Origin of the sequence: Enterobacter sp. S-33, assembly GCF_028735835.1 — a bacterium.
Taxonomy (GTDB): Bacteria; Pseudomonadota; Gammaproteobacteria; order Enterobacterales; family Enterobacteriaceae; genus Enterobacter; species Enterobacter vonholyi.
Genome location: NZ_CP117838.1, coordinates 2,350,286 through 2,363,383, shown reverse-complemented (window position 1 = coordinate 2,363,383; position 13,098 = coordinate 2,350,286). Strand labels below are relative to the sequence as shown.

The following is a 13,098-nucleotide window of genomic DNA, read 5'->3' as shown; positions in this document are numbered from 1 at the left end:
TTCAGGCAAGCCAGGGCTCACCCAGGGTCAGCATCAGTCGGTTCGCCCAGGCGAAGAACGCGGCGGACTGCACCAGGTCAAGCTGGGCTAAGGTGTCCAGCCCCTCTTTTTCAAGCGCGGCAAGGTGCAGCGGCGTGGCGGCAGGCGGAGTAACCGATAGCGCCGCCGCAAAATTGATCTCCGCCTGCCAGCGCGCAGATTGTCCCTCGCTCAGGGATTGTCCTGGACGCACGGCCAGTAGGGCCTCTACCGCAGCGTCATCCTTTGACAGCTGGCTGGCTTTCCGCGCATGGACAGATGCGCAGTAGATGCAGCCGTTAATTTTACTGGCGACCGTTGCGGCCAGCTCGCGCTCGGCGCGCGGCAATCCTCCCGGCGTATAAAAAATCCCTTTATCCGTTAGCGTGCGCTGTTCAAGCACCGGCAGGTTGCGGCCCAGCAGGCGGAAATAGTCGGAATCGGTGTGGCCAAACTTCGCCAGGATCGCAACCTCGTCATCACGAAAATCCGCCAGCGGTTTGGCGGCGATCCACGGTTCCCAGCCCAGTTCCTGCTGGGTGAAGGCGACGGGAGCCGCCTTGCCGGTGGCCGTGGTTGCGGTCGTGTGCCAGACGCCCGCCGCCACCGGGGCATCGCTTGTGGCGACTGGCCTGTCGTTCAGCAGCCGCAGCCCGGCAATCAGTCGGCTCTGGAAGCTGACAAAGGCGATCAGCTGCGCCAGGGTCACGATACCTTCTTTGCTCCATCCCGCCTGGGACAGCGCCTTTAACGATGCGGGCGTGGCTTCGACGGGGGAGAAGGTCAGCAGGCGCGCGAAGTTCAGCGCCGGGGTCAGACGGTCGGAGGTCGGGTCCGCCAGGCCAAACCCCGCATAGTGCGCGGCCAGCGCCTCCGCGTTGTGCCACCTGGCGACTTTTGCCGCGACGGCGAAGCGTTCGTCCAGCGCAAAATCGCTGTCCTGCTGGGTAAATAAGATTTCGTAGCTGCCCTGCGCGTGTCTCGTGGCGGCGTCCCGCGTGGCGCGCGCCTCTGCCAGAGGGGAACCGGGTTTAATTTCCGCCAGCTCGGCGAGAATGTCGTGACTTAATGACATAGGTGTCTCCTCAAAGGATGTGGGGGGCAATATGTTCGGCGATCAGTTCGATAGAGCGCAGCGTGTCGCGATGGATGGGCTCGACCGAATGGACCTGGAATGAGATGTCCGTGGCGCGCCGGAGAACGGAATCGGCCTGCAGCGAACGCAGCACCGTCTCGGGCGAACCGATGTGGGCGTCGAACTGGCGACGAAAATCTGTGACGGTGTCACCTTTAACCGCGTGTCCGGCAGCGCGATGCTGCTTTGCCTGTTTCGTGAGGCCCGGCGTCGCAACTTTCAGCGCATAGTCATCGCTGTCGGCGACGAACGCGGTACGTGAGGCAAGAATGCGCGGTGCGATGCCCGCAGGCAGCGCCTCAAGGTAGGCATCCACAATCGGGTTCTGGATCGCGTCGAGCGTTAAATCCAACTGGTCTGCCGGGCGCGGCTGCGTGCGGGAGAGCATCAAACCGTGTCCGGCCCGCGCGGCGCGAACGGCACCGTCGACGGAAAAGGTGGCAATCCAGATCCGGTCAGCCAGCTGTGGCGCTGGCGGGTACAGGTGGTTATCCGGATGGGTGAGCGAATCCCCGCGCCAGGCGCTCTGGATCACATGTAGATGGTCAGCAAAGGCTGCGCCGCGCTGTTCGAACGTCAGTCCGAACGGCAGGAAAGAGGTCGGCGTGCCGCCCGAACCAAAACCTGCTTCGAGACGTCCATCGGCGAGTAAATCCAGCACCGCGGCATCTTCTGCGACGCGCAGCGGGTTTTCCATCGGCAGGGTAATGATGGCCGTGCCGAGTCGAATGGTTTCGGTATGCGCCGCAACGTGTGCCAGAAACAGCAGCGGCGACGGCAGGCCGCCTTCACTTTCATGGAAGTGGTGCTGAGCAATCCAGGCGCTGTCAAAACCGTGGCGCTCGGCGTGGCGGATCTGTTCGGTTGCCAGACGATAGCGCTCCTTCGGCGTGGCGTCGTCTAGCAGGCGGGTGAAAAATCCCAGGCGTTTTCGCGTCATGCGAACTCCTCCGTAGCGGGTGAAAAATGGGGAATGGCAGCAATCAGCTCGCGGGTATAGTCGTTCTGTGGCGACGTGAATAAGGTTTCGACGTCGCCCTGTTCGACCACCTGACCGCTGCGCAGCACCGTGACGCTGTGGGCGATCCGGCGAACGGTGGAGAGATCGTGCGTGATGAACAGGTAGGTTAATCCCAGCTGCTGCTGCAGTTGCTGAAGCAGAGCCAGAATCTGCGCCTGCACGGTGACGTCCAGAGCGGAGGTGGCTTCGTCCAGCACCAGAATAGTCGGCTCCAGAATCAGCGCCCGGGCGATGGCCACGCGCTGGCGCTGACCGCCTGATAGCTCCCTGGCGGTGCGGGTCAGGAGTTCGGTAGGCAGGGCAACCCGCTGCGCCACGGTTTCCACTAGCACCTTTCGCTCAGCCTTCGCGAGGCGGGAAAAGTTCTTCAGGGGCTCTTCGATGATGTCAAACAGCGTCTGACGCGGGTCGAGAGAGGCGAACGGGTTCTGGTAAACAAACTGGATCTTCTGGCGCAGCTGCCGACGGGCCTCGCGGCTGAGCGCGGTGGCATCAATGTCATCAATAATGACCTGTCCGCTGTCGGCCTGTTCAAAACCCAGCAAAATACGGGCGAGGGTGGTCTTCCCGGAGCCGGATTCACCGACCAGCGCATGGGTGCTGCCGCGTCTGACGTCAAACGTCACCCGATCCAGCGCCTGAAGCTGATGACCTTTACCCAGCGAGAACCGTTTGCTGATGGCGCGGGCGCGAATGGCCGGTGACGCGAGCGGCAGGCCAGCTACTGGGGCTATGGTCAGGCGCTGGCCCTGGAGATCGCTCAGCAGCTGGCGGGTGTAGGCGTGCTGCGGCGTGCGAACGATGTCGGCGGTGTCGCCGTGCTCCTGAACCTCACCATTGCGAAAAACCAGCAGCCTGTCTGCGCGCTGGGCGGCCAGCGCCAGATCGTGGGTGACAAACAGAACGGCAGTACCCGATTCCCGGCGCAGGATATCCAGCAGATCAAGAATGCGTTTTTGCACCGTCACGTCCAGCGCGCTGGTGGGCTCATCGGCAATGATGACGTCCGGACGCAGCGCTATCGCGATGGCAATCAACACGCGCTGTTTCATTCCGCCTGAGAGCTGGTGCGGATACTGCTTCATGCGCTGTTCGGGGTGTCTCAGGCCGACCTTTGTCAGCAGGGCAAGCACCAGCTCGTCGCGCTCGGCGCGAGTTACCTTCTGGTGCAGCTGAATAATTTCCCCGACCTGACCACCGATCGTCTTCACCGGGTTGAGTGAATTACCCGGATCCTGCGGAACCAGGCTGATTCGCGCCCCGCGCAGGGTATCGAGACGCTTCGCTGACCACCGGCTAATCTCCTCGCCGTTGAGCACGATTTTCCCCGCATCGCGACGGGCGTTATCCGCCAGCAGGCCAATGATCGCCTGTGCCGTGGTCGTTTTGCCGGATCCGGATTCGCCGACAAACGCCAGCATTTCCCCTCGCCTGAGGGTAAAGCTGACGTTATGCACCACCTCGCGCCACTGGCGCGCGGTACGGTAGCTGATGGTCAGGTTTTCTACCGAGAGTACGGTCATTTCAGGCCTCCGCTGAACTGCTGGCTGATACGGTTGGTGGCAAGCACGACGGCGATGACGACCACGCCGGGGAAGGTGGTTAACCACCAGGCGGTAGAGAGATAGTTACGGCCTTCGGCGATCAATAAGCCCCATTCCGGCACGGGCGGCGGGGTGCCGTAGCCGAGAAAGCTCAGCGTTGAAAGGGCCAGGATAGCCTGACCAAACTGGAGCGTGGCAAAGGCAAGGACGGCGGTTAACGCGTTGGGCAGGATGTGTCGCCACAGCACCGCCAGGAACGTCCCGCCGCTGCCGAACGCCGCCTCGACGTAATCCGTATGGCGGATGCGCACCACTTCACCGCGCGCGAGGCGGGCGAAGCTGGCAATAGAGGCCACGCCGACGGCAATGGCGGCGTTAACGGTGCCAAACCCGAGCAGAATAATAACCGTCAGCGAGAGCAGCAGAGACGGAATGGACAACAGCACGTCGACAAAACGCATCAGGAAAGACTCGACGCGTCCGGCGAACGCTCCGGCGATGACCCCCAGACCTGTGCCGACCACCAGCCCCATCGTGACGGCAGCGAGCGCCGCGCTCAGGGAGTGGGACGCACCGTACACAATACGGGTGTAAACATCGCGGCCAAGCTGATCGGTGCCGAGCCAGTGTCCCGCCTGCGGCGCAAGACGTTGCGCTCCGGCGATGCCCTCAATCGGGCTGTAGTGGGTTAACAGGCCGGGCGCCACGGCGGCGAAAATCGCAATGATAATTACCGCCCATGCCAGCCACAGTCCGGGCTGCCACGCGACGCCCTGCCAGCCGGGAACGCGTTTTCGCGCGGCGGCAGCGTAATCGACCAGGCTCATGATGCACCTCCGGTAACGGTTTGCAGACGGGGATCCAGCAGCGGCATAAGCAGGTCCACCAGCAGGTTGATCAGGACAAAGCCGAGGGCGGAAATCATCACTACCGCCTGAAGTACGGCAATATCCTGGTTATTCACCGCCTGCTGGGTCAGCTGCCCGAGCCCGCTGCGGCCAAAAACGGTTTCGGTGATCAGCGCCCCGGCAATCAGCTCGCCCAGCAGTAGCCCGGCAATGTTCAGGACAGGCAGCAGGGCGTTGCGGATCACGTGACGCCACAGCACGGCGGTTTCACTCAGCCCTTTGGCCCGGGCTACGGCAACAAACGGCTGCGTCGCCACCTGGTCGAGGCTGCGCATCAGGATTTGTGCCAGCGGGGCGGAGATCGGGATCGCGACGGTCACGATCGGCAGGATCAGCCCCTGCAGCGGCGTCGGGTTAATCACCGGGATCAGCCGCAGCTGAAAAGAAAAGAGCTGGATGAGGGCAATCCCCAGCCAGAACGTGGGTAAGGAGATAAACAGGACCGGCAGAGACTGTAGGGTATTGCTCAGCCAGCGCAGACCCGGCAGGCGCGACGCAAAGGCCAGCGCAAACGCCAGCAGGACCGCCAGTACAAACGCAGGCAGGGCGAGGCTCAGGGTATCCGGCAGATTGCTGGCAATCAGCTCGCTGACCGGCACCCCGGCCTGTAACGAATAGCCGAAATCCCCGTGCAGCATCGCCAGCAGCGTATGGCCGTATTGCTGCCACAGCGGGCTGTCCGCGCCGTAGGCCACGCGCATCTCCTCAATTTGCGCCGGGCTTAAGCCCAGGTCCGGGTTCTGAAATTTAATCAGCACCGCGTCGCCCGGCAGCACCTGGAGCAACACGAACGAGAGGGTAAAGGCGGCCCACAGTACCAGCAGCCCGTGCCCAAAGCGTTGAAGAAGTGCGTGGCGCATCGTCAGCTCCTCAGTGTTTCTCAATCCACGCGCCGTAGAACGACGGGCGGCCGACCGCTTCAAAATTGACGCCTTTTAGCCAAGGCGCACCGGCAAAGACCTGCGGCTCCTCGAAAATTGGAATGACGTAGGCGTTATCCAGCAGGTAGCGCTGGGCGTCGCCGGTCAGCTGCAGGCGTTTTTGCGGATCGACCTCTGAGGAGATATTTACCAGCAGCGCATTCAGCTTGTCGTCACGGAAGCTTTTGACCTTGTCGCTGGAGCCGCCTTTTTGCAGCAGCGCGTCGCGGTTAGCGGGGTAGAACATGCTTTTCACCACGTCCGGATCGGCGCGTCCCACTTCGGAGACGGTTAACGGAGTTTTCAGCGGATCAAGGTTATCCAGCGTGCGGCTGCCTGCGTCGCCGGCCTTCACGCTCAGCGCCACGCCCACCTGACGCCACTGCTGGGCAACCAGCTGCAGCACCTCTTTGTTTTGCGGCTGCGGCAGGGATTCATATACCGTCAGCGCCAGCCGCTGGCCGTCTTTGGAGCGGATCCCGTCGCTGCCCGCTTTCCAGCCCGCCTCGTCCAGCAGCTGGTTGGCTTTTGCCGGGTCAAAGGTCAATTTGTCGCTGAGATCGACAAAACCGGCGGCGGAATCGGCAATCACCGACTTCGCCTGCGGATAGTTGGCCGAGAAGAGGGTCTCGACCACCTGTTTTGCGTTGGTGGCATGCAGCAGCGCCTGGCGCACGCGAATATCGGAGACCAGCGGGTTATCCGGGCGGAAGCTGATGCTGTCGTTCACCCCGCGCGTTGGGGCGGCGTAGATTTTATAGCCCTGGTCTGTCGCCTGCTTTTCGTCATACGCCTGTACCTGGCGAATAAAGTCGGCCTGACCGGCCAGCAGGGCGCCGACGCGCACGCTGTCTTCCTGGGTCACGATAAACTTGATGCCGTCCAGATTGGCCGGCCCCTGCTGCGCCAGGTTTTTCGGTCCCCACTGGTAGTCCTTACGCGCTTCCAGCGTCACTTCGCGACCCAGCTTCTCGTCCTTCACCACAAACGGGCCAGAGCCAATGATATGCCGGGCGTCACCCAGCTCTTCAAAGTTGCGCTTCAGCGTGCTGAGCGAGACCAGGCCCGAGCCAATCGTGGCGGTGCCCTGCAGGAACCCCGGCGACGGTTTTTTGAAGTAGAACTTCACGGTCAGCGGGTCGACCACTTCGCTGCGATCGTAGTTATTGATCACTTCTGACACCGGCAGGCGCTGCGCCTTGTTGCCTAAGCCGTAGGTATCAAAGTTCTTCGCTACGGCGTTGGCGTCCAGCGGCGTGCCGTCGGAGAAGGTGATGCCGGGACGCAGCTTAAATGTGTATTCGGTTTTATCGGCGTTGGTGGTCCAGCTTTCGGCTACCCAGGGCTCCACCTGTAACGTTTTCGGGTTCTGCCACGTCAGTTTGTCGGTGATCTGGTTCAGAATGCCGCCGTTCGGGTAGAAGCCGCCGGCAGGCGGGTAAAGGTTGGTATGCGCCTGTTGCTCCAGATAAATCAGCGTGCCGCCTTTGACGGGCGCATCTGCTGCCCACGCTGCGGTGGTCGTCAGAATCAGCGCCGTCAGCAGCGGCAGACGAAATGGGGTTTGCATGGTGAATTCCTTTGTTATCTTCTTGTTAGCGTCGGATTCATCATCGGGCGCGGGGGAAAACAAGGGAACAAAGGAATTAAGATAAGGATTGCCGGAAAATGGCTATAAAAAAACCGCCCCTGTCAGGAGCGGTAATTGAACGGTGGGTGATTATGAACGCAGGTCAATCACCATACGGCCACGGATCTGGCCCTGTTCCATCTCTTTAAAGATGGCGTTGATGTCCTCGATAGGACGCATCGTGACTTTCGGCACGACCTTGCCTTCAGCGGCGAACTGGAAGGCCTCCTGCAGATCCTGACGGGTGCCAACCAGCGAACCCACCACCTGAATACCGTCCAGCACCAGACGCGGAATATCCAGGCTCATCGCTTCCGGCGGCAGGCCAACCGCGACCACGCGGCCACCGGCACGTACGGCATCTACCGCCGAGTTGAAGGCGGCTTTTGCGACGGCAGTGACGACTGCAGCATGCGCGCCGCCGGTTTTCTCCTGCACAATTTTAGCGGCATCTTCGCTGCGGGAGTTGATGGTGAGATCCGCACCCATGCTGGCCGCCAGCTTCAGCTGTTCGTCGTTAACGTCAAGGGCGATGACTTTGGCGTTAAAGACGTTTTTGGCGTACTGCAGCGCGAGGTTGCCCAGACCGCCCAGACCGTAAATCGCAATCCACTGGCCTGGTTTGATTTCGGATACCTTCACCGCTTTGTAGGTGGTGACACCGGCGCAGGTAATGCTGCTGGCCGCCGCCGAATCCAGACCGTCCGGCACTTTTACCGCATAATCCGCGGTGACGATGCACTCTTCCGCCATGCCGCCGTCAACGGAGTAACCGGCGTTTTTCACGTCACGGCACAGGGTTTCGTTGCCGGTATTACAATATTCGCAGTGCCCGCAGCCTTCAAAGAACCAGGCCACGCTTGCGCGGTCGCCGACTTTCAGCGATTTCACGCCTGGGCCGACTTCTTTTACGATACCAATCCCTTCATGGCCCAGGATAACCCCGGTTTTATCGCCAAAATCACCGTTCTTCACGTGGAGGTCGGTATGGCATACGCCACAGCACTCCATCTTCAGCAGAGCTTCCCCGTGCTTTAGCGGGCGCAAGGTTTTTTCGGTGACATTAACCTGATGATCCTGAGTGACAACAGCAGCCTTCATGTGTATCTCCTTGTTCATGATGAGTATCTGCATAGCAGGTGTAATACTCCTCAAGGATTAGTGGTTTGGCGCTGTAATGCAAGGCAACGGCAACATAATGTCATTATTTAATCCATTTTCAGAATAAGAATACGGCGTTCCTCTAATAATTTAGGGGGAAAATACTGGCCCGGCGAGAGAGACTCGCCGGGCGCAGACTTACAGCAGTGCTTCTATCTCCTTAATCTCTTTACGCCATTGAGCCTGCAGCTGCGGCTTTTGATGCTTAGGCTTACGCGCCAGATCGTCTTCCAGCAGCGTTTCCAGTGCGACCAGCCGTTCGAGCAGATCGTCATACGGCGAGGATTGAACCGCCGAAGCGGTGATAGCAGGCGCGGTGGATGTCACCAGCCCCGCGCTTTCACGCAGACGCTCAAAGACCGCTTCTGCATCGTGCCACTCGCTCAGCTTTTCCTCTTCAATCAGCCAGAAACGGTTGCAGCTTTGGCTAATTAACTGTCGGTCATGGCTGACCAGCAGAACGCCGCCTTCAAACTGCTGAAGGGTTTGCGCCAGCGCCTCTTTGCCTTCCATGTCGAGGTGGTTAGTTGGCTCATCCAGCATCAGCAGGCTGTAGCAGGCAAGCGTCAGGCCCACGAACAGCAGGCGCGAACGCTCGCCGCCGCTGAGTGTGCTGACTCTTTGCCCGTGGCGGGACCACGGGAACCCGGCGCTTATCAGGGCCATTTTGCGATTCTGCGGATCAGGTGCGAAAGGCTCCAGCGCGTCGAGAAGCGTGGCGTTGTCTGCAAGCTGATGAAGCGTCTGGTCGTAGTAGCCAGGCGACACGCGCGGATGGATTTTCAGCCCGCTTTCCGCCGGTTCATCCGTAAAATGTCGCCAGATAAGCTTCATCAGTGACGATTTGCCGCAGCCGTTACGACCAACAATCGCCACGCGATCGCCGCTTTTCAGGCGCGCCGTTTCGATGTTAAACAGCGGCGGTAGCCCAGGCGCGGGCGGGACGCCGAGGTTTTCCATCTCCAGTAGACGATCCGCCCGCAGCGCGTCGCCGCGCAGGGTTAGCGTCCACGGGCTGCCCGCCGTGAGCGCGGTCTGGCTCTCTTTGAGCCGTTCGACCTGTTTTTCCATCTGTTTGGCTTTGCGGGCCAGGTCTTCGTTGTCGTAAACCTTGCCCCAGGTCGCCAGACGTTTGGCGCTGGCGGTTACGCGGTCGATCTCCTTTTGCTCCGCCTTGTGGCGCTGCGCGTCGCTTTCATCTTTGGCGTCAAGCGCCTGACGTGCCGCCGTGCAGGGAAGGGCAAAGTAGTGCAGCGTTTTATCGCGCAGGATCCAGCTGCCGTTGGTGACGGCATCCAGCAGCTGTCTGTCATGCGAGACCAGCACAAAGCTACCCGACCAGTTCTGTAGGAAGTGTTCCAGCCAGAGCATGGTCGGCAAATCAAGGTGGTTGCTGGGTTCATCGAGCAGAAGCAGGTCCGGCTCGTGAATCAGCGCCCGCGCCAGCAGCAGGCGGGTGTGCTGCCCGCCGCTCAGCGTGGCGGAGTGCAGCATCATATCCTGCGGCGTAAAGCCCATGCCTGCCAGCAGCGTTTCGGCTTTCCAGCGCAGGCTGTCCCGTTCAGTTGAGGGCAACTGGGCCAGGACGGCATCCAGCATGGTCAGCGGTAAAATAGCGTCCGGGAGATGTTGCTCCACGCGCGCCATAAGGCAGTGCCCGGCCAACGCTACCGTTCCGGCCGCAGGGGAGTCCGTGCCGTCCAGCACCTTCAGCAGCGTACTTTTGCCGCAGCCGTTGTCGCCCAGCAGGCCAATGCGGTCGCCTTTTTTCAGCGTAAAGGAGAGTGAGTCGAAGAGCGTGCCAAACGCCGTATCAACGCGTAAAGATTGTGCAGTAAGTAAAGTGCTCATTGTTGCTTACCCAAGAGTTACAGGCATGTTTATGCCTCGTCAAACATCGCTGACGATAACTCAGTAAGCCCGAGAGAAGGGATTTCAGGGGTTGGTGTCTTCGCTCAAGCAGAAGTTATCGCAGCACGATACCGATAACGCTTGAGCTGGTGCGATCGCCAAATGTATGTGAAACATTGAAAATTTCACGATACAGCATAATTGGCCTCCTTATATATTCAGTGGGTTAATGGATGAATGGAGTGTAGCGGGGGAAAAGGGGTTTGGCTAGTGGGTATTCGATGGTGCGGTCTGTTGCCCTCACCCTGACCCTCTCCCACAGGGAGAGGGAAAACACCCGGCCCGTAGGCCCGGTAAGCGAAGCGCCACCGGGCGGAGCGGATTAAATCGACGTACGGCGATAGCTGCGGTATTCAGGCTTCCAGAAGTTGTCGTCGATGGCCTGCTGCAGCGCGTCGGCAGAGGTTTTCACCGCCACGCCCTGCTGCTGCGCCATTTTACCTACCGCAAACGCGATCGCGCGCGACACCTTGTGAATGTCCTTCAGCTCCGGCAGCACCAGCCCTTCACCGTTGTTGACCAGCGGAGAGTAGCCCGCGAGGGTTTCACTCGCCGACATCAGCATCTCATCGGTAATGCGGGACGCGCCGGAGGCGATCACGCCCAGTCCAATGCCCGGGAAGATATAGGAGTTGTTGCACTGGGCAATCGGATAGGTTTTATCCTTCCACACCACCGGATCGAACGGGCTGCCGGTCGCAACCAGCGCGTTACCTTCGGTCCAGGCAATGATATCCTGCGGCGTTGCCTCCACGCGCGAGGTCGGGTTGGACAGCGGCATCACGATAGGGCGCTCGCAGTGCTTGTGCATCTCGCGAATAATCTCTTCGGTGAAGAGACCTGTTTGCCCGGAAACGCCGATCAGAATATCCGGCTTCACGTTGCGCACCACGTCCAGCAGGGAAAGGACTTCGTTGTCGGTATCCCAGTTTTTCAGGTTTTCGCGTTTCTGCACCAGCTTCGTCTGGAACGGCAGCAGGTTCGGCATGCCGTCGGTCAGCAGGCCGAAACGGTCAACCATAAAGACGCGGGAGCGGGCCAGCTCTTCGCTTAAGCCTTCGCGCTGCGTCTGGGCGATAATCTGCTCGGCAATACCGCACCCCGCAGAGCCTGCGCCCAGGAAGACGATTTTCTGGTAGCTCAGCTGGCTGCCGGCTGCGCGGCTGGCGGCGATAAGCGTCCCCACCGTCACGGCCGCGGTGCCCTGGATATCGTCGTTAAAGGAGCAGATCTCATCGCGATAGCGGTTCAGCAGCGGCATCGCGTTTTTCTGCGCGAAGTCTTCAAACTGCAGCAGAACGTCCGGCCAGCGGTGCTTCACTGCCTGGATGAAGTCGTCGACAAACTGATAGTACTCGTCGTCGGTAATACGCGGATGGCGCCAGCCCATATAGAGCGGGTCGTTTAGCAACTGCTGGTTGTTGGTGCCGACGTCCAGCACGACCGGCAGGGTATACGCCGGGCTGATGCCGCCGCAGGCGGTATAAAGAGAGAGTTTACCGATAGGGATCCCCATCCCGCCAATGCCCTGGTCGCCGAGGCCGAGAATACGTTCGCCGTCGGTCACCACAATGACTTTGATATTGTGGTTCGGCACGTTCTGCAGAATATCGTCCATGTTGTGACGGTTCTGATAGGAGATGAATACCCCGCGGGAGCGACGGTAGATCTCTGAGAAGCGCTCGCAGGCCGCACCCACCGTAGGGGTGTAGATCACCGGCATCATCTCTTCGAGATGGTTCTGCACCAGGCGATAGAAGAGGGTTTCGTTGGTATCCTGAATGTTGCGCAGGTAAATGTGTTTGTCGATTTCAGTTTTGAAACCCTGATACTGGATCCACGCGCGCTCTGCCTGTTCTTCAATGGTTTCAACCACTTCCGGCAGTAAACCCAGCAGGTTAAAGCTGCTGCGCTCTTCCATACTGAAGGCGCTGCCTTTGTTGAGCAGGGGGAATTCGAGTAAAACCGGTCCGGCGTATGGGATGTATAAGGAACGATGTTTTTTCAGTTTGTTGTCCATGTCACTCACTCTTTTTATGAAGATCCGTCCCTGACACTGCTGTTTGTCATCTTTCTGGCCTGTGCGATGGGGTGCGGTCCGACGGTATTATAAAGGAGCTAAATATTAATTACCGCAACACATAAACAAAAACACCACCGGGATTACCGATGGTGTTCTGGATCTCAGTCTGGAACTTACTTGCCGGCGTGGCGTTTTCTGCCGGTGGCGTGCGTGACTTGCGTTTCGTGGTCGCCTTCAATCACCACTTTACGCTGATTCGAAAGCTTGTAGTTCAGTCCCAGAATATGGCGTGCCTGACGGTTCGATTTCATGTTAACTCCTCAATCCTGTTGATAGTTTTAAGGACCAGTTTGCTTACGCAAACGAAATGTAACCCCTTAGGTTGCAGATCCAGCTTAGCAGGTTTTTACAAGGGTGCGTTTTGCCCGCTGACGACGTAGTTAATGGTCTGCTGGTAGATGTCACTGAGGATGTCATTATCTGTGGATTCCACCCACTTGGTCAGTTCCATCAAAATGTCATCTTCAGTCACAGCACCGTGCTCGGCGTGAAGACCCTGCGCAATCGCGTTAACGAGTTCAGGTTGTGCTGCTGCGGTATTAGCCGGGTAATAAGTAAACATGCTGCCTCCGTGTCGTTTTCTGTTTAATGGTACGGCTCGCAAAAAATTTAATTCATAAACAGAATGGCAAATATTTTCCCGGTTGTGGTTCAGATTCATCTTAGAAATAAAAATGACATAAGTGCATGCTTTTATGCGCTTTTGAAATGTGGGGGTTAATCGAAGTGCTGTTGAGGGGATATTATAACGGTGCTCCTGCTATCAC

Annotated in this window: 11 protein-coding genes; all 11 read right to left on the bottom strand. The window is 59.2% G+C overall.

What is annotated here, in order from left to right; translation table 11 throughout:
* Nucleotide 1 precedes the first annotated feature (1 nt).
* The 11 genes from PUP35_RS11140 to bdm all read right to left on the bottom strand — a co-directional run bounded on the left by PUP35_RS11140 (nt 2) and on the right by bdm (nt 12,893).
* Nucleotides 2-1,093 (bottom strand): alkylhydroperoxidase domain protein, encoded by a 1,092-nt coding sequence (locus PUP35_RS11140; RefSeq protein WP_274239449.1) that lies wholly within the window; start codon nt 1,091-1,093, stop codon nt 2-4.
* A 10-nt stretch (nt 1,094-1,103) separates the two neighbouring features.
* The gene (locus PUP35_RS11135; protein WP_274239448.1) at nt 1,104-2,093 is read right to left on the bottom strand and encodes a putative FMN-dependent luciferase-like monooxygenase; all 990 of its coding nucleotides are present in this window, start codon (nt 2,091-2,093) and stop codon (nt 1,104-1,106) included.
* Nucleotides 2,090-3,697, bottom strand: a complete 1,608-nt coding sequence (locus PUP35_RS11130; protein WP_274239447.1) for a dipeptide ABC transporter ATP-binding protein — start codon at nt 3,695-3,697, stop codon at nt 2,090-2,092. The genes PUP35_RS11135 and PUP35_RS11130 overlap by 4 nt, the downstream gene beginning before the upstream one ends.
* Nucleotides 3,694-4,545 (bottom strand): ABC transporter permease, encoded by an 852-nt coding sequence (locus PUP35_RS11125; protein ID WP_115875177.1) that lies wholly within the window; start codon nt 4,543-4,545, stop codon nt 3,694-3,696. The genes PUP35_RS11130 and PUP35_RS11125 overlap by 4 nt, the downstream gene beginning before the upstream one ends.
* Nucleotides 4,542-5,486: an ABC transporter permease gene (locus PUP35_RS11120; protein WP_274239446.1), complete on the bottom strand. Its 945-nt coding sequence runs from the start codon at nt 5,484-5,486 to the stop codon at nt 4,542-4,544. Before PUP35_RS11120 ends, PUP35_RS11125 begins: the two co-directional genes overlap by 4 nt.
* A 10-nt stretch (nt 5,487-5,496) precedes the next feature.
* Nucleotides 5,497-7,116 (bottom strand): TIGR04028 family ABC transporter substrate-binding protein, encoded by a 1,620-nt coding sequence (locus PUP35_RS11115; protein ID WP_274239445.1) that lies wholly within the window; start codon nt 7,114-7,116, stop codon nt 5,497-5,499.
* 150 nt (nt 7,117-7,266) lie between these two features.
* A complete protein-coding gene (gene adhP, locus PUP35_RS11110; RefSeq protein WP_115875167.1) occupies nt 7,267-8,277 on the bottom strand; it encodes an alcohol dehydrogenase AdhP in 1,011 nt (336 codons plus the stop codon).
* Between the two features lie 198 nt (nt 8,278-8,475).
* The gene (locus PUP35_RS11105) at nt 8,476-10,188 is read right to left on the bottom strand and encodes an ABC-F family ATP-binding cassette domain-containing protein (RefSeq protein ID WP_274239444.1); all 1,713 of its coding nucleotides are present in this window, start codon (nt 10,186-10,188) and stop codon (nt 8,476-8,478) included.
* 382 nt (nt 10,189-10,570) lie between these two features.
* Nucleotides 10,571-12,268 (bottom strand): NAD-dependent malic enzyme, encoded by a 1,698-nt coding sequence (locus PUP35_RS11100; RefSeq protein ID WP_023335794.1) that lies wholly within the window; start codon nt 12,266-12,268, stop codon nt 10,571-10,573.
* Between the two features lie 176 nt (nt 12,269-12,444).
* Nucleotides 12,445-12,582 (bottom strand): stationary-phase-induced ribosome-associated protein, encoded by a 138-nt coding sequence (gene sra / locus PUP35_RS11095; RefSeq protein WP_008501714.1) that lies wholly within the window; start codon nt 12,580-12,582, stop codon nt 12,445-12,447.
* 95 nt (nt 12,583-12,677) lie between these two features.
* Entirely contained in the window at nt 12,678-12,893 is a 216-nt protein-coding gene (bdm, locus tag PUP35_RS11090; RefSeq protein WP_013096534.1) for a biofilm-dependent modulation protein, read from the bottom strand.
* Nucleotides 12,894-13,098: the final 205 nt, after the last annotated feature.

Coding starts and splice junctions, on each gene's coding strand:
- PUP35_RS11140 (WP_274239449.1), bottom strand. CDS start 1,093: ATGTCATTAAGTCACGACATTCTCGCCGAGCTGGCGGAAATTAAACCC.
- PUP35_RS11135 (WP_274239448.1), bottom strand. CDS start 2,093: ATGACGCGAAAACGCCTGGGATTTTTCACCCGCCTGCTAGACGACGCC.
- PUP35_RS11130 (WP_274239447.1), bottom strand. CDS start 3,697: ATGACCGTACTCTCGGTAGAAAACCTGACCATCAGCTACCGTACCGCG.
- PUP35_RS11125 (WP_115875177.1), bottom strand. CDS start 4,545: ATGAGCCTGGTCGATTACGCTGCCGCCGCGCGAAAACGCGTTCCCGGC.
- PUP35_RS11120 (WP_274239446.1), bottom strand. CDS start 5,486: ATGCGCCACGCACTTCTTCAACGCTTTGGGCACGGGCTGCTGGTACTG.
- PUP35_RS11115 (WP_274239445.1), bottom strand. CDS start 7,116: ATGCAAACCCCATTTCGTCTGCCGCTGCTGACGGCGCTGATTCTGACG.
- adhP (WP_115875167.1), bottom strand. CDS start 8,277: ATGAAGGCTGCTGTTGTCACTCAGGATCATCAGGTTAATGTCACCGAA.
- PUP35_RS11105 (WP_274239444.1), bottom strand. CDS start 10,188: ATGAGCACTTTACTTACTGCACAATCTTTACGCGTTGATACGGCGTTT.
- PUP35_RS11100 (WP_023335794.1), bottom strand. CDS start 12,268: ATGGACAACAAACTGAAAAAACATCGTTCCTTATACATCCCATACGCC.
- sra (WP_008501714.1), bottom strand. CDS start 12,582: ATGAAATCGAACCGTCAGGCACGCCATATTCTGGGACTGAACTACAAG.
- bdm (WP_013096534.1), bottom strand. CDS start 12,893: ATGTTTACTTATTACCCGGCTAATACCGCAGCAGCACAACCTGAACTC.